The following is a 15,609-nucleotide window of genomic DNA, read 5'->3' on the forward strand; positions in this document are numbered from 1 at the left end:
CAGGATCCGGGTCCAAGGACATGAACAAACCCTCTTCGATCGACGAACAAAGCTTCCGTCGGCTGCTCAGTCGCAACGTCGGCTTGCCGCTGGGCGTCGGCGTGCTCAGCGCCGCCGTGTTCATCGGCATCATCGTCTACCTGCTGTCCGTGATCGACTGGGTCGAGCACACCGACCGCGTGATCAACAACGCCAATGAAGCGACCAAGCTGTCCATCGACATGGAAACCGGCATGCGCGGTTACCTTTTGTCGGGCGCCGAAGGCTACCTGGATCCCTATGAGCTGGCCAAACCGCGTCTGGCCGCCGAACTGCCGGCGTTGCAGGCGCTGGTCAGCGACAACCCGCGCCAGGTCGATCGGCTGACGCGGATCATGGCGCTGCAAAAGGACTGGCTCGACTACGGCGAGCAGTTGATCGCGCTCAAACGCTCCACCGGAGACTATTCCAGCGTTGTCCAGACCGGTCGCGGCAAGCGCCTGACCGACGCGATCCGCAAGGAATATGAAGGCTTCATCGCCATGGAGCAGCAGTTGCGGGTGGAACGCAGCGAGAACGTCTCGCGCACCATCTGGACCTCGGTCAGCCTCTATGTGCTGTTCGTTTTCGTGGTCAGCGCCTTGCTGGCGTACTTCGGCCGACGCGACATGACCGAACTGTCGACCTCCTACGGTGGCAACCTGGCCGCCCTGCAGAAGGGTGCCAAGCGCCTGCAGGACCAGGCCTGGCTGCGCACTGGTCAGACGCAACTGGCCGAGCAGTTGCTGGGCCAGCAAACATTGCAGATGCTGGGCCGCAACATGCTGCAGTTCTTTGCCCAGTATCTGGGTACGGTTGTGGCCGCGGTGTACATCCGCGAAGAGCACGGCAACCTGCGCCGCATCGCGTCGTACGGGTTTTCCCGCGAGCGTGAAGTCATGGATCAGGTGCTGCTCAACGGCGAGGGCATCGCGGGCCAGGCCGTGCAGCGCAACCGGGTCATTCGTCTGGACGACGTGCCGGCCGATTACCTGCGCCTGAGCTCCGGCCTGGGCGAGGGCGCGGCGCGCAGCGTGCTGGTGATACCGACCAGCGACAACGACCACATCAATGCCGTGGTCGAGTTGGGCTTCCTGCGCCCCTTGACCGACCGTGACCTGGAAATCGTCGAGTTGCTGGCCGACAACATCGGCACCGCCATCGAAGCGGCGCGCTATCGTCAGCGTCTGCAGGAGGTGCTCGCCGAAACCCAGCAGCTCAATGAAGAACTGCAAGTGCAGCAGGAAGAGCTCAAGACCGCCAACGAAGAGCTCGAAGAGCAGTCGCGGGTGCTCAAGGAGTCTCAGGCGTACCTGGAAACCCAGCAAGCCGAGCTGGAGCAGACCAACGAACAACTGGCCGAACGGACCGAAGCCCTGGGCGAGCAGCGCGACGCGCTGGATCGCAAGAATCTGGAGTTGAACCAGGCCCAGGTGCAGCTCGAAGAGCGCGCCGACGAGCTGCAGCGTTCGAGCCGCTACAAGTCCGAGTTCCTCGCCAACATGTCCCACGAGCTGCGCACGCCGCTCAACAGCTCGTTGATCCTGGCCAAATTGCTGGCGGAAAACCCCCAGGAAAACCTCACGGCCGATCAGGTCAAGTTCGCCGAGTCGATCTATTCGGCGGGCAACGACCTGCTGAACCTGATCAACGACATTCTGGATATTTCCAAGGTCGAGGCTGGCAAGCTTGACCTGCGCCCGGAAAACAGCAGCGTGCCGCGGCTGGTGGACAGTCTGCGCATGACCTTCGAGCCGCTGGCCGGGCAGAAGCATCTCGAACTGTCGGTACAGATTCTTCCCGATGCCCCGGCGATGCTCTATACCGATCGCCAGCGCGTGGAGCAGATTCTCAAGAACCTGTTGGCCAATGCGCTCAAGTTCACCGAACACGGCATGGTTGAGCTGCTGGTTTCCGGCCACGCCAATGACGGCATTGCCTTCCAGATTCGCGACACCGGCATCGGCATCGCCGTCGACCAGCAACAGGCCATTTTCGAAGCGTTCCGCCAGGCCGACGGCACCACCAACCGTCGTTACGGAGGCACCGGCCTGGGTCTGTCGATTTCCCGCGATCTGGCCAACATGCTCGGTGGCTACATCACCGTCACCAGCGAACTGGGCAAGGGCAGCATCTTCACCCTGGTCCTGCCACAGCGTTACGAAGAGATCATCGAGGCACCGCGACACGCACCGCAGCCCATGGTCATCGCGCCGCAGCCGGTATCCAACACCCCGGCGGTGATCGAAGCACCGCTGACCGTGGCTCGCTTCGCCGACGACCGTGACAAGGGGCCGTTCACCAAGCGCTGCATTCTGGTCGTCGAAGACGAACCCAATTTCGCCCGCATTCTCTACGACCTGGCCCATGAGCTGGACTACCACTGCCTGGTAGCACACGGTGCCGACGAGGGCTTCGATCTGGCAGCGACCTTCGTGCCCGATGCGGTGCTGCTCGACATGCGCTTGCCCGACCATTCCGGTCTGACCGTACTGCAACGCCTCAAGGAGCTGGCCACCACCCGGCACATTCCGGTGCACGTGATCTCGGTCGAGGATCGGGTCGAGGCGGCCATGCACATGGGCGCGATCGGCTATGCGGTCAAGCCGACCACGCGCGACGAACTCAAGGAGGTCTTTGGCCGCCTGGAAGCCAAGCTCACCCAGAAGCTCAAGCGCATCTTGCTGGTGGAAGACGACGATCTGCAGCGCGAAAGCATTTCCCTGCTGATCGGCGACGATGACGTGGAGATCACCGCCGTGGGCTTTGCCCAGGAAGCGCTCGACCTGCTGCGCGACAACGTCTACGACTGCATGATCATCGACCTCAAGTTGCCCGACATGCTCGGCGGCGACCTGCTCAAACGCATGTCCAACGAAGAGATCCGTTCGTTCCCGCCGGTGATCGTCTACACCGGTCGCAACCTGACCCGCGATGAAGAAACCGAGCTGCTCAAGTACTCGCGCTCGATCATCATCAAGGGCGCGCGCTCGCCCGAACGTCTGCTCGACGAAGTGACCCTGTTTCTGCACAAAGTCGAATCGCAGTTGTCCCATGAGCGGCAGAAGATGCTGAAAACCGCCCGCAGTCGCGACAAGGTCTTCGAGGGCCGCAAGATCCTCGTGGTCGACGACGACGTGCGCAATATCTTTGCCTTGACCAGCGCCCTGGAACACAAGGGCGCCATCGTTGAAGTGGGCCGTAACGGCCGTGAGGCGATCGACAAGCTGAATCAGGTCGAGGACATCGATCTGGTGTTGATGGATGTGATGATGCCCGAGATGGACGGCTACGAAGCGACCCGTGAAATTCGCAAGGATCCACGCTGGCGCAAGCTACCGATCATCGCGGTGACCGCAAAGGCCATGAAGGACGATCAGGAGCGCTGCCTGCAGGCCGGTTCCAACGACTACCTGGCCAAGCCCATCGACCTGGACCGCCTGTTCTCCCTGATCCGCGTCTGGTTGCCGCAACTGGAGCGCATGTAGTGAGTGATTCCCTGGCTGATCAGTCGCCGCAACCGGCTGCCGAACGCCATATCGATATCGAGATCCGGCTGTTGATCGAGGCGATCTACCTCACCTACAGCTACGATTTCCGTGACTATTCCGGCGCTTCGGTGAAGCGCCGCATTCTGCACGCGCTGCGGCAGATGGAGTGCGGCAGCGTCTCGTCGCTGCAGGCGCGGGTGCTGCACGAGCCCACGGCGTTCACGGAGCTGCTGCAGTACCTGACGATCCCGGTCAGCGAGATGTTTCGTGATCCTGAGCACTTTCTGGCCTTGCGCCGCGAAGTGGTGCCGCTGCTCAAGACCTATCCGTCGGTGAAAGTCTGGATCGCCGGCTGCAGCACCGGGGAGGAGGTCTATTCGATGGCCATCCTGTTGCGCGAGGAAGGTCTGCTCGAACGCACCATCATCTACGCGACCGACATCAACCCAGTCTCCCTGGAGAAGGCCAAGCAAGGCATCTATTCCATGGAAAGCGTGCGCGCCTATACGCAGAACTACCAGCGCGCCGGTGGCACTCGCTCTTTCTCCGACTATTATACGGCGGCCTACGGCAACGCGATCTTCGACAGCAGCCTGCGCGCCAACGTGACTTTCGCCGACCATAGCCTGGCCACCGACAGCGTGTTTTCCGAGACGCAGTTGGTGTCGTGTCGCAATGTGCTCATCTATTTCAACAAGGGGTTGCAGGACCGTGCTTTCGGACTGTTCCACGAGTCGTTGAGCCGGCGTGGCTTTCTCATGCTGGGCAGCAAGGAAACCCTGGATTTCTCGGCCTACAGTTCGCGCTTCGAAACCCTGACGCGCCCGGAACGGATCTATCGCAAGTCATGAGTCGTTTTCAAGCGGTGGTGGTGGGGGCTTCGGCCGGCGGCGTGGAAGCGTTGCTGGGCATCTACGGCCAGCTGCCAACGAACTTCAAGCTGCCGGTGCTGACGGTACTGCACCTGCCCGACGAGCGTCACAGCCAGCTGGCGGAAGTGTTCGAGCGGCGCTTGAATCGGCCGGTGCGCCAGGCCCGCGACAAGGAGCCGATCGAGGCAGGCATGTTCTACTTCGCCGGGCCCAGCTATCACTTGTCGGTAGAGCGCGACTTCAGTCTGTCATTGAGTCAGGAGGAGCGGGTTCATTATTCACGGCCAGCGATCGACTTTCTCTTCGATTCGGCAGCCGATGCCTATGGCGCCAGCCTGATCGGCGTGCTGCTGACCGGGGCCAACGAGGACGGTGCGCGTGGCCTGGCGAGCATCAAACGCAAAGGTGGCTTGACCATCGTCCAAGACCCCGCCGAGGCGCGGGTTGCGGTCATGCCGCAGGCGGCCATCCGCCTGCAGACGCCTGACCATATTCTTTCACTCCACGGCATTGGCTGTCTGCTTGCCGAGCTGGAACGAAGCACATGCTAAGCAACGTCCAAGCAAAACTGTTGATCGTCGATGACCTGCCGGAAAACCTGCTGGCCCTGGAGGCGTTGATCGCCAGCCCCGGCCGTGAGGTGCACAAGGCGTTGTCGGCCGATGAAGCCCTTTCATTGTTGCTGCAGCACGAATTCGCCATGGCCATTCTCGACGTGCAGATGCCAGGCATGAACGGCTTCGAGCTGGCAGAACTGATGCGCAGCACCGAGAAGACCAAGAACATTCCGATCGTCTTCGTCAGCGCCGCCGGGCGCGAGCTCAACTATGCCTTCAAGGGCTACGAGAGCGGCGCGGTCGACTTTCTGCACAAGCCGCTCGACATGCAGGCGGTGAAGAGCAAGGTCAGCGTGTTCGTCGACCTGTACCGTCAGCGCAAGACCCTCAAGGAGCAGCTCGATGCGCTAGAGCGCTCGCGCCAGGAGCAGGAGGTCCTGCTCAAGCGTCTGCAGGTGACCCAAAGCGAGCTGGAACATGCGGTGCGCATGCGTGACGACTTCATGTCGATCGTCTCCCACGAGGTGCGCACGCCGCTCAACGGCCTGATCCTGGAAACCCAACTGCGCAAGTTGCACCTGGCACGCGATAACGCCGACGCCTTCACCCTCGACAAGATGCGCGCCATGGTCGAGCGCGACGAGCGCCAGATCCAGAGCCTCATTCGTCTGATCGAAGACATGCTCGATGTATCGCGGATCCGTACCGGCAAGTTGTCCATCCGACCTGCCCAGTTCGACCTCGCGCAATTGGTACGCAACCTGGTCGACAGTTTCGCGCCCCAAGTGGACGCGGCCGATTGCACCATCAGTTTGCGCGCCGACGAACCCGTGCTGGGCATCTGGGACGAGTTCCGGATCGAACAGGTGGTCAGCAACCTGATTTCCAATGCGCTGCGCTACGGTGGCAAAGGTCCGGTCGAAGTCACGGTTTATGGACACAACGGCTGGGCGCGCGTGGAAGTGCGCGACCATGGCATCGGCATCAGCAAGGAAAACCAGCTACGGATCTTTCAGCAGTTCGAGCGGGTTTCCGGTAGCAACGTGGTGGCCGGGCTGGGCCTGGGGTTGTTCATTTCCGAGCAGATCGTGGCCGCTCATGGAGGGCGTATCGAGGTCGAGAGTGCGCTGGGCGACGGTGCGACGTTCCGGGTCAGCCTCCCGCTGTAGGAATAAGCGCAATCACACGCAACCTCTGTCGCAGGTCATGGTCGTAATGGCAGCGAAACACACACGTACATAGGCTTCCCCATGAGTGAAGATGCACAAGATGTCGTTCTCATCGTCGAGGACGAGCCGTTGATATTGATGGTGCTGGCGGACTATTTGTCTGGTCAGGGCTATCGCGTTTTGCAGGCCGAGAACGGCGAGCAGGCGTTGGAGATTCTTGCGACAAAGCCGCACCTGGATCTTATGGTGACAGACTTTCGTTTGCCCGGCGGCATCTCCGGCGTGAAGATCGCTGAACCCGCAGTGCTGTTGCGCCCGGATCTCAAAGTGATCTTCATCAGCGGCTATCCGGCAGAAATTGAAGAGACCAACAGCCCAATCGCGCGCAAGGCACCGATCCTGGCCAAGCCATTCGATCTGGACACCCTGCACCAACAGATCGAGAAATTACTGGCGTAAGAGAGCAGGGTGCCTGACGGTCAGGCACCCTGTTTATCCAGGCGCTATCTGCTTCAGGGCGTCGGCAGCGCGGCACCTTTGGGCCAGAGCAGCCACACTTGACCTTCCTGCTTCATGTTGCCGGCCAGTTCCCCGGCTTCGTCTCCCGTACCCCAGAACAGATCCGCACGCACTTCGCCGGCAATGGCGCCACCGGTGTCCTGGGCCGCGACCGGGCGCACCACTGGGCTGCCGTCGGGGCGTGTGGTGGACAGCCACAACAGACTGCCCAGCGGTATCACCTTGCGATCGATTGCCACACTGTAGCCAGCGGTCAACGGCACGTTGAGTGAACCGCGGGGGCCTTCGTTGCTGTCCGGGCGCAGGCTGAAGAACACGTAGCTGGGGTTGCTGGCGAGCAGTTCCGGTACCCGCTGCGGATTGGCCACAGCCCACTCGCGGATACGGCCCATGCTGACTTCTTCCTTCTTGAGCAGGCCTTGCTCGACCAGCCAGCGGCCGACTGGGCGATACGGATGGCCGTTCTGGTCGGCGTAGCCAACGCGCAGCTGCCGGCCGCTGTCCAGTTGCAGGCGGCCCGAGCCCTGGATCTGCAGGAACTGCAGGTCCATGGGGTCGCGCATCCAGGCGACCACGGGGGCATTGATGCCTTGGCGCTGGATCGTGGCGGCGTCGTCATAAGGGCGCAGTACCTGACCATCGAGCCGACCGCGAAGACGTTTGCCTTTGAGTTCGGGGTAGAGGCTGTCCAATTGCACGCTGATCATGTCGGTCGGCACGCCGTAGACGGGGACCGGATGCTGCGCGTCGGCCTTGAGGCTGCCCGAATAGACGGGTTCGTAGTAGCCGGTGATCAGGCCGTGTTCGCCTTTTTCGGCTGAGCGCAGGCCATAGACCTGCAGCTGGGCCTCAAGAAAGGTACGAATCGCGGCAGGCGATGAGTCGACTGCTTGCGCGGCGGCGCAGGTTGCTCCCCAGACCGCGTCCTTGGCCAGGCGCTGACAGGCAGAGCGCCATGCCGTAAAACCGGCCTGCAGGTCGCTGTCGCTGACCTTGGGCAGGTCACTCCAGGAGGCAGGTGCGTAGGTGGCGACAGGGTGGGTGGTTTCGACAGGCTTGTTGTCGTTGTCGCAGGCGGACAACAGTGCCAACGCGGGCACGACGCCGATGAGCAGGCGCCGCCAGGGAAAACGGAAATGGGTCACGCAACGCATCCTGATAGCGGGGAGAGGCGGCTACTTTGGATAAACCCACACTCGACGTCAAATCTGTGCGGTGATCCAGACACACTGCGGTGTCTGCCGACGCGGCTCGCGCCGCTGCTACAGAAGGCTGCAATCCGCGTCCTGATTGTGTCCGCCGACGCGGCTCGCGCCGCTGCTACAGAAGGTTGCAATCCGCGTCCTGATTGTGTCCGCCGACGCGGCTCGCGCCGCTGCTACAGGATGGCACCACTCCCTGTAGCAGCGGCGCGAGCCGCGATCGAGTTCAGCAATAGCTCGCGATCCGTCGGACCTGGCCTTGGCCCTGGCTCAGGCTCCATTCCCGGTTGAGTGTCTGGAATACATCGTTGACGAACTGTCGGTCAGCCGCAGCTTTCTTGCCAACGTAGCCTTTGCCACGCCGGTAGATAGGCATGCGTGCACGCAGTTCGGGGTGATTGCGCTCGAATGCTTCGCCGTCGGCGTCGTTGGCCAAGGCATCTATATGCACGTCGCCTCGCTTGCAGACCCAGAGGATGTGGTCGTCCAGCGTGTCACGGCCGGCGGCCAGAATACGAGCAAGTTGGTCGACGGTAGGTTGGTGATTCAGGTTCATGATTACGCTCCTTGAGCTCTGTGTGATCTGTCAGGTTGTCGTCTTCAACACGCATCCGCCGGTACGCATCAGGTGTTGTCCGTCTAGGTCAGTACTGGCTCGAGCTCGATGTGTAGTGCCGGTGACACTGACTACATGAAACTCATGTCGTTCAGGTTCCAGCGGCCCGCCTGGTACGCGGAGGTCATCGGAGTGGCTCGATGGCTCATCGAGCAGGGCTTGTTCGGGCTCTGCTCTGTTCCCGATCAGGGAGACGGCCTCATCATGCAAGGCCCGGAGGGGCGCGTCAATGGATATGTAGTGCTTTTATATAGGCACTACATATTTTAATTATGACCTCTTGGTCACGGTGCGTCGGCAAGGGAAATTCTTGATAGCGACCCGCAACCCCGAGAAAGTCACGGCAAGGGTTGATTGTTCCGATCGCTCCTATAATCATGCTCGGCCCGGGCACGGTCGGGTCTTCCCGTGCAAGCACCCACTGGAGCAGTATGGAGTTCAAACAGAGTCTGAGTCGCCGCATCGTCATCGTGTTTGCCTTGATGAGCGCGTTCGTCGCCGGGGTATTCGCGGTAGGCATCGTGGCCACCGTGCATCTGGTGGAGCGCAAGCTGACGACCATGAGCCTGAGCGGCAACATGCACCGCCTGTTGCTGGTGGACAATGCGGACGACTGGCGCCATCGCCCCGAGAAAGACGAGCTGTTCTACATCGATGGCGGCGACGGCGACCTGAGCATGCCTGATGAACTCAAGACCCTGCCGGTCGGGTTCCAGGAGCTCACCCTCGGCCCGCGCACCTACTACGCCATGGTTGCCCAGGTCGACGGGCGTCAATACGTGCTGTTGCGCGACCAAGAGGGCATGGAGCAGCGCGCCCATGTGCTGTTCATCGTGGTGGGCGCCGGCTTTCTGTTGAGCATCGCCATGGCGATCCTGCTGGGCGGGCTGCTGGCACGCCGGGTGATGGCGCCGGTGGTGCGTCTGGCGAGGCAGGTGCGTCATCGAGACAAGATGCTCGGCCTGGCGCCGCCGTTGTCGCCGGACTACACCGACGACGAGGTCGGCGAACTGGCGCGCTCGTTCGATGAAACCCTGAGCAAATTGCGCGCCGCACTCAACCGCGAGCAGATGTTCACCAGCGATGTCAGTCACGAGCTGCGTACGCCGTTGATGATCCTGGCGAGCTCCTGCGATCTGCTGCTCGGCAGCGAGCTGGATGAGCGCTCGCAACGGCAGGTGACCCGCATCGCCCGGGCCACGGACGGCATGAGTCAGTTGGTCGAGACCTTCCTGCTGCTCGCACGGGATCGCGAGGCGGCCAGCCACGGCAACCCTACCGCGACGCTCAGGCGTACGGCCGATGAACTGGTGGAGATCTGGGGGCGGCAGATCGAAGCCAAGGGCCTGGAATTCATCTATGTCGTGGATAACCATTCGAGCGAAGTCTATAACCAGGCCTTCCTTCACTCGGTGATGGGCAACCTGCTGCGCAATGCCTGGCACTACACCGACACCGGCTTCGTGCGCCTGACCCTGACGCAAACCGGCTTCCATGTCGAAGACAGCGGCATCGGCATTCCCGAGGAAAAACGCAACGCGATGTTTCAGCCCTTTGTTCGAGGTGACGAGCAGCGGGGCGAAGGCCTGGGGCTGGGCTTGTCGCTGGTGCAGCGCATTTGCGTCAACCAAGGATGGAGCGTCAGCCTGAGCAGCCGTGAACCCCACGGCTGTCTTTTCAGTGTGAAGCTGGGCGACGCCTAGCTTCCACTCACCCATAGCGTGCGGGCAGTCACTTTTTTTTTGTGAACCTTGACACGATTTTGTGGTCTTTCAGCTGGCGGCTTGAACCGACGGCATGCCGGGCAATAGGCCCTTTGGGAGCTTTTCATCGTTTCCCTTCGCAAGTAGTAGCCACCCGTAGCGGTAGTAGCGACAGGCCCTCCGGTGCAGGCCCAGCCTCTTGGGACATTGCTGTCCCGCTCTCGAATGGTCCGTTCATCGGGGCCTTTTTTCTTATTCATGTGAAGATCGCCATGCCCTCATTCCAACGTTTCTCTACCGTATTTAGCCGCACCCGCCTGGTGGCCACCGGCGTATTCACTGGCCTGCTCTTCACTGTAGGCCCGGCGCATGGCGAAGAGGCTCCTGGCAACAGCCGCTGGGTCAGTGACAACCTGAGCACCTTCGTTCGCAGTGGTCCTACCGACGGCTATCGCATCGTCGGCAGTTTGAAGTCCGGCCAGAAGGTCGAGTTGCTGTCTACCCAGGGTGACTACAGCCAAGTGCGCGGTGAAGGTGGTTCCAGTGTCTGGATCCCCAGCAGTGACCTGCAACAGACGCCAGGTCCCGCCGAGCACGTTCCCCTGTTGACCCAACAGGTCGCCGATCTGAGCGGCAAGCTGCAAACCATCGACGACAGCTGGAAGAATCGCGTACAGGGCATGCAGGAAACCCTGGACGCGCGCAAGGCGCTGATCGACGAGCTGGAAGCGCGCAGCAAGGCACTGAATGCCGAGCTCAGCGATGCCCAGTCCGAGCTGCGCAGCACCCAGGCGAAGCTGGGTGACGAAAACAAGCACGTGATGATGAGCTACATGGTCTACGGCGGCAGCATAGCCGGTGCAGGTCTGCTCGCAGGCCTGATCCTGCCGATGATGACCCGTGGCCGCAAGCGTAACGACCGCTGGTTCTGAAGGTTACGCCTACAGTTTGTGCTGAACCCGCCAAGCCGCTGGGTGATCTATGGTGTTGCACTCCTCATCACTACACAGAGAGCTTTGCCATGAACACCACTGACCTACTTGAACAACTGCTGCGCGGGCGCGGCGGCCAATCCTCAGCCAATCAACCTGGTGCCTCGAGCGGGCAGGGTGGTCTGGGGGATGTACTCGGCAGTCTGCTCGGCGGCAGCCGGGGTGCATCAGGCGGCGGGGTCGGTGGTTTGGGCGGTCTGGGTGGTTTGCTGGGCGGCCTGTTGGGTGGGCGTGGCGGTAATCGATCCGGTTCCGGCAAATACGCCGCGCTGGCATCGTTGGGGATGATGGCTTTCAAGGCCTATCAGGCTTGGCAGCAACAGCAGGCCAACGCCCCACAGCAGGCACTGCGCACCGTCGATCAGTTGTCCGAGCCGGAAGCGGAAGGGCATAGTCATGCGATCCTTCGCGCTCTGATTGCCGCCGCCAAGGCCGATGGCCGGGTGGATGCACAGGAGGAAGCCGCGATCCGCGCCGAGTTGACCGATCATGCCGAGGATGCGCAACTGCAGCAATGGCTGGACGCGGAACTGGCACGGCCGCTGGATGCGCAAGAGTTGGCCAGTGCTGCTGATGGCCCGGCGATGGCGGCGGAGATGTACCTGGCCAGTGTGATGTTGATGGGTCAGCAGGATGCCGGCGAACGCGCGTGGCTTGACCAATTGGCCGCTGCCCTCAACCTGGCGCCGGAGTTGCGCGCCCAGCTTGATCAGCAAGCCCAGGCGCAATAAGTCCACCTCAAAAGCCGTACGGCGATGCTGCAGGCCAACCCCATGCACCGCCGACGCGGCTCGCGCCGCTGCTACAGAGCATCTCCGCGCCCCGGCCCAGGTTTCACCATCGCAACCCACCAAACGCCCACAATCCCCGTAGCAGCGGCGCAAGCCGCGTCCGGCCACACCGCCAATCCAACAAGCACCCCACAATCCCTGTAGCAGCGGCGCAAGCCGCGTCCGGCCACACCGCCAATCCAACAAGCACCCCACATTCCCTGTAGCAGCGGCGCAAGCCGCGTCCAGCCGCACCCCTAATCCCTACAGGAGGGTCACAAAGGCCCCAGCTCCAACCAGATCGGCGCATGGTCTGAAGGTTTTTCCATCGCCCGCAAATCGTAATCGATACCCGCTGCCCGAACCCTGGGCAGCAATCCGTGGGACGCCAGGATCACGTCGATTCGCAACCCCCGCTTGGGCTCATCCTCGAAGCCACGGCTGCGGTAGTCGACCCAGCCGAACCGGTCCGCCACTTCCGGATGCAAATGGCGGAAACTGTCCACCAGGCCCCACTGCTGCAATCGCTGCATCCACTCGCGCTCTTCGGGCAGGAAACTGCACTTGCCAGTCTTCAGCCAGCGCTTGGCGTTGTCCGCGCCGATACCGATGTCGCAATCCTGGGGAGAGATGTTCACGTCCCCCATCACCACCAGCGGTTGATCGTTACTGAACCCTGTATCCAGCAGGGTTTGCAGGTCGCTGTAGAAACGGCGCTTGGCAGGGAATTTGGTGGGGTGGTCGCGACTTTCACCCTGTGGAAAATAACCATTCATGATCGTCACGATTTGGCCCTGAGCATCGGCAAAGGTACCGCGGATGAAGCGGCGCTGTGCGTCCTCCTCGTCACTGGCAAACCCTTTATCGATACTCAGCGGCGCGGCGCGCGACAGCAATGCCACTCCGTAATGGCCTTTCTGCCCGTGAAAGTGCACGTGATACCCCAGCGCCTCGATCTCGGCCTGGGGGAACTGTTCATCCGACACCTTGGTTTCCTGCAGACCGATCACATCCGGCTGGTGCTTGTCGATCAAGGCGGTCAGCTGATGGGGGCGGGCACGCAAGCCGTTGATGTTGAACGAGACGATTTTCATGGTCGCGGATCCTGGCAAATCGGCGATGCTAACGGACTGCGGCGCAGCCCACCAGCGTGGTGTCAGGCATCGGCGCACGATTTGCCTGGCCAGGGTACGGAACCCCTAGGGTCGCGGACCGTCCATTGACTACTCGTTGCACTCCTCAAGGACAGACCTGATGCCCCAGACTTCGACCACCGCTGCAGAAGTACGTCAGCTCGATGGTGGTTATGCCCGTGAAACCCGTGCGCTGCTGTACCAGACCTATCTCGTCGACCCGACCTTCGCCTACCTGTTCGAAGCCGATCGCCCAGGCTTCGAACGGCGTGTGCGTTCCACCGTGCGGCAATTGGTCAATCAGCATTTTCTCCAGGACCTGCCGGCCTTGGGCTTGTTCTTCGACGACCGCCTGGCGGGTGTTGCGCTGGTAGCGCCACCGCAGCGTCGCCTGGGCATCACCGAAAGCTGGGCCTGGCAGTGGCGAATGATGCTCGGTACGGGTGTGGAAGGCACGCGCCGCTATCTCGAATACCATCACGCCGTCCAGGAATGCATCCCCTCGGATGCCGTCCATGTGCTGCCGCTGATGGGGCTGCACCCGGACTTTCAGGGCCCTGAACTCGGGGAGCAACTGCTGACCGCGGTGCACAACTGGTGTGCTCAGGATCCAACCTCAGAAGGCGTGGTGTTGGACACCGGAAACCCGCGCTACCTGGCGTTCTTCGAGCGGCAGGGCTATACCCAGATTGGGGAAGTGAACCTGGGGCCTGTGGTCGAGCATGTGTTCTTCCACCCCAGTCCTGAAACAGTCGGTTACGCACAGGGCTGATCCAGAGCCCTTGGCAACGCCTGGCAGGGTCCAAATCGACGTACGGGTCGTGATAGCATTCGCCTATGAATTATTCAGGACGATTGGCCGGCAGCCTGGCGCTGCTGGTCGCAAGCATGGCGGCCCAGGCCCAAAGCGTACTCGACGTACGCGTCAACCCTGCCGACCCGGCACTCAAGAGCAACGTCGAAGGCTACATCGGCAGCTTGGGTGACCGTGACGGTGAGGCGCTGCTGCGCTTCAGCCGTGGAGCCGAGGAGCAGGCGCAAAAGGCGGCCCAGGCATTGGGCTATTATCAGGCACGCGTGACCAGCGAAGTGCAGCCAGGCGAAACCCCGCGTTTGCTGCTACGTATCGAACCGGGTGAGCCTGTGCATCTGCGCAACGTCACGGTGCGCGTCGAAGGCCCGGCGGCCGACTTGAAGGCCTTTCGCGTCCCGCGCAGCAGCGAGCTGGCGCCCGGTGCCGTGCTCAACCACGGTCAGTACGAAAATGCCAAGCAGCTGATCCAGAACCAGGCCTCGCGCTATGGATTCTTCAGCGGCACCTTCAGCAAGCAGCGTCTAGCGGTCGATCCACGGGCCGGCGTGGCGGATGTCGAGCTGGTCTACAACAGCGGCCCGCGCTTCAAGCTGGGCAAGGTCAGTTTCCAGGGCGACACACCGTTCGACGAAGAACTCCTGCAACGTATGGTGCCGTTTAAAGAAGACACGGCCTACGATTCCGAACTGATCGCCGAACTCAACCAGGCGTTGCAATCGAGCGGCTACTTCGAAGGCGTGCGGGTCGATGCTGCGCCCACTGCCGCCAGCGAGCGAGTCATTCCCGTCGATGTCCAGCTGACGACCCGCAAGCCGCGGACCATGGGCTTGGGTCTGGGGTATTCGACCGACGTTGGCCCTCGCGGCAAAGCCAACTGGACCCGCCATTGGGTCAATCCCCAAGGCCACAGTTATGGTGCGGAACTGGAACTTTCGGCGCCTCGGCAGAATGTCGGGCTTTGGTACGACATCCCCCTGGATCCCCCTCTTACCGACAAGCTGCGTTGGGCCGGTGGGTACCAATACGAAGAGCTGGCCGACACCGACAGCCTGAGCAAACTGCTCACGTTCGGCCCGGAATGGCACAGCAAACTCCCCAGCGGTTGGCAGCGGGTCATCTCTTTGAAGTGGCAACGCGAAGAATACCGGCTCGGCGATGATACCGGCCTGAGTACCTTGCTGATGCCCGGCATCAGCTACACCTACCTCAAGAGCGACAACAAGGTCGACCCCCATAACGGTTACCGCGTGCAGTTCGATGCTCAGGTGGCCAAGGAAGGGGTGCTGTCGGACACCAACCTGTTACATGGCAACGTAATGCTCAAGGGCTTGACCACTGTGGCACAGAATCACCGCTTGCTTGGCCGGGTGCAGTTGGGCGGCAATGCCACCAACGGTTACAAATCCGTTCCGCCTTCGTTGCGTTTCTTCGCCGGTGGCGACCAGAGCGTGCGTGGCTACGACTACCAGACCCTGTCGCCGGAGAACTCCGATGGCGATCGCATCGGCGGACGCTACATGGTCGCCGGCAGTGTCGAGTACCAATATTCGATTGCCGAAAAGTGGCGCGTGGCAACCTTCATCGACAAAGGCAATTCGTTCAACGATCTTAAATTCGCCGACCTCAAGACGGGCATCGGCGTCGGCGTGCGCTGGGTGTCGCCGGTGGGCCCCATTCGGCTCGACCTGGCTCACGCGATGGATGACGATGGCGGCGTGCGGCTGCACTTTTCCATGGGGCCGGAACTGTGAGG

General features: G+C 61.7%; 13 protein-coding genes. 10 read left to right on the forward strand and 3 right to left on the reverse strand.

What is annotated here, in order from left to right; genetic code table 11:
• Positions 1-20: 20 nt before the first annotated feature.
• The 5 genes from AC788_RS04855 (at position 21) to AC788_RS04875 (ending at position 6,566) form a co-directional block, all read left to right on the forward strand.
• Complete coding sequence (locus AC788_RS04855; protein WP_049859468.1) at positions 21-3,506, forward strand: response regulator; 3,486 nt, start codon at positions 21-23, stop codon at positions 3,504-3,506.
• Positions 3,506-4,360 (forward strand): CheR family methyltransferase, encoded by an 855-nt coding sequence (locus tag AC788_RS04860; protein ID WP_236690461.1) that lies wholly within the window; start codon positions 3,506-3,508, stop codon positions 4,358-4,360. The genes AC788_RS04855 and AC788_RS04860 overlap by 1 nt, the downstream gene beginning before the upstream one ends.
• The gene (locus tag AC788_RS04865; protein ID WP_049859469.1) at positions 4,357-4,932 is read left to right on the forward strand and encodes a chemotaxis protein CheB; all 576 of its coding nucleotides are present in this window, start codon (positions 4,357-4,359) and stop codon (positions 4,930-4,932) included. The genes AC788_RS04860 and AC788_RS04865 overlap by 4 nt, the downstream gene beginning before the upstream one ends.
• Positions 4,926-6,107 carry a hybrid sensor histidine kinase/response regulator gene (locus AC788_RS04870; RefSeq protein WP_049859470.1) on the forward strand — a complete coding sequence of 394 codons (1,182 nt, stop codon included), beginning with the start codon at positions 4,926-4,928 and terminating at the stop codon, positions 6,105-6,107. Before AC788_RS04865 ends, AC788_RS04870 begins: the two co-directional genes overlap by 7 nt.
• 81 nt (positions 6,108-6,188) lie before the next feature.
• Positions 6,189-6,566: a response regulator gene (locus tag AC788_RS04875; protein ID WP_049859471.1), complete on the forward strand. Its 378-nt coding sequence runs from the start codon at positions 6,189-6,191 to the stop codon at positions 6,564-6,566.
• 53 nt (positions 6,567-6,619) lie between these two features.
• Here the strand turns inward: AC788_RS04875 and mltA are convergent, their stop codons facing one another.
• Positions 6,620-7,771 carry a murein transglycosylase A gene (gene mltA / locus AC788_RS04880; protein WP_442965520.1) on the reverse strand — a complete coding sequence of 384 codons (1,152 nt, stop codon included), beginning with the start codon at positions 7,769-7,771 and terminating at the stop codon, positions 6,620-6,622.
• Positions 7,772-8,054: 283 nt separating this feature from the next.
• Entirely contained in the window at positions 8,055-8,384 is a 330-nt protein-coding gene (locus AC788_RS04885) for a hypothetical protein (protein WP_049859473.1), read from the reverse strand.
• A gap of 491 nt (positions 8,385-8,875) precedes the next feature.
• Between AC788_RS04885 and AC788_RS04895 the strand changes: the two genes are divergently transcribed.
• The 3 genes from AC788_RS04895 (at position 8,876) to AC788_RS04905 (ending at position 11,870) form a co-directional block, all read left to right on the forward strand.
• Positions 8,876-10,147 (forward strand): sensor histidine kinase, encoded by a 1,272-nt coding sequence (locus tag AC788_RS04895; RefSeq protein ID WP_049859475.1) that lies wholly within the window; start codon positions 8,876-8,878, stop codon positions 10,145-10,147.
• Between the two features lie 272 nt (positions 10,148-10,419).
• Complete coding sequence (locus tag AC788_RS04900) at positions 10,420-11,079, forward strand: TIGR04211 family SH3 domain-containing protein (protein WP_082223591.1); 660 nt, start codon at positions 10,420-10,422, stop codon at positions 11,077-11,079.
• A gap of 89 nt (positions 11,080-11,168) precedes the next feature.
• Positions 11,169-11,870 (forward strand): DUF533 domain-containing protein, encoded by a 702-nt coding sequence (locus AC788_RS04905; RefSeq protein WP_049859477.1) that lies wholly within the window; start codon positions 11,169-11,171, stop codon positions 11,868-11,870.
• Between the two features lie 314 nt (positions 11,871-12,184).
• On the opposite strand, the gene xthA is transcribed toward AC788_RS04905, so the two are convergent.
• Positions 12,185-13,003 (reverse strand): exodeoxyribonuclease III, encoded by an 819-nt coding sequence (gene xthA / locus AC788_RS04910; RefSeq protein ID WP_049859478.1) that lies wholly within the window; start codon positions 13,001-13,003, stop codon positions 12,185-12,187.
• Positions 13,004-13,163: 160 nt separating this feature from the next.
• Between xthA and AC788_RS04915 the strand changes: the two genes are divergently transcribed.
• Both AC788_RS04915 and AC788_RS04920 read left to right on the forward strand, forming a co-directional pair.
• Complete coding sequence (locus tag AC788_RS04915) at positions 13,164-13,814, forward strand: N-acetyltransferase (RefSeq protein ID WP_049859479.1); 651 nt, start codon at positions 13,164-13,166, stop codon at positions 13,812-13,814.
• A 65-nt stretch (positions 13,815-13,879) separates the two neighbouring features.
• Positions 13,880-15,607 carry an autotransporter assembly complex protein TamA gene (locus tag AC788_RS04920; RefSeq protein ID WP_049859480.1) on the forward strand — a complete coding sequence of 576 codons (1,728 nt, stop codon included), beginning with the start codon at positions 13,880-13,882 and terminating at the stop codon, positions 15,605-15,607.
• Positions 15,608-15,609: the final 2 nt, after the last annotated feature.

It is taken from the genome of Pseudomonas sp. RIT-PI-a (assembly GCF_001187875.1).
GTDB lineage: Bacteria > Pseudomonadota > Gammaproteobacteria > Pseudomonadales > Pseudomonadaceae > Aquipseudomonas > Aquipseudomonas coleopterorum.

What these genes read in the sequence shown, in the direction of transcription:
- AC788_RS04855 (WP_049859468.1), top strand. Translation starts at nt 21, where the DNA reads ATGAACAAACCCTCTTCGATCGACGAACAAAGCTTCCGTCGGCTGCTC.
- AC788_RS04865 (WP_049859469.1), top strand. Translation starts at nt 4,357, where the DNA reads ATGAGTCGTTTTCAAGCGGTGGTGGTGGGGGCTTCGGCCGGCGGCGTG.
- AC788_RS04870 (WP_049859470.1), top strand. Translation starts at nt 4,926, where the DNA reads ATGCTAAGCAACGTCCAAGCAAAACTGTTGATCGTCGATGACCTGCCG.
- AC788_RS04875 (WP_049859471.1), top strand. Translation starts at nt 6,189, where the DNA reads ATGAGTGAAGATGCACAAGATGTCGTTCTCATCGTCGAGGACGAGCCG.
- AC788_RS04885 (WP_049859473.1), bottom strand. Translation starts at nt 8,384, where the DNA reads ATGAACCTGAATCACCAACCTACCGTCGACCAACTTGCTCGTATTCTG.
- AC788_RS04895 (WP_049859475.1), top strand. Translation starts at nt 8,876, where the DNA reads ATGGAGTTCAAACAGAGTCTGAGTCGCCGCATCGTCATCGTGTTTGCC.
- AC788_RS04900 (WP_082223591.1), top strand. Translation starts at nt 10,420, where the DNA reads ATGCCCTCATTCCAACGTTTCTCTACCGTATTTAGCCGCACCCGCCTG.
- AC788_RS04905 (WP_049859477.1), top strand. Translation starts at nt 11,169, where the DNA reads ATGAACACCACTGACCTACTTGAACAACTGCTGCGCGGGCGCGGCGGC.
- xthA (WP_049859478.1), bottom strand. Translation starts at nt 13,003, where the DNA reads ATGAAAATCGTCTCGTTCAACATCAACGGCTTGCGTGCCCGCCCCCAT.
- AC788_RS04915 (WP_049859479.1), top strand. Translation starts at nt 13,164, where the DNA reads ATGCCCCAGACTTCGACCACCGCTGCAGAAGTACGTCAGCTCGATGGT.
- AC788_RS04920 (WP_049859480.1), top strand. Translation starts at nt 13,880, where the DNA reads ATGAATTATTCAGGACGATTGGCCGGCAGCCTGGCGCTGCTGGTCGCA.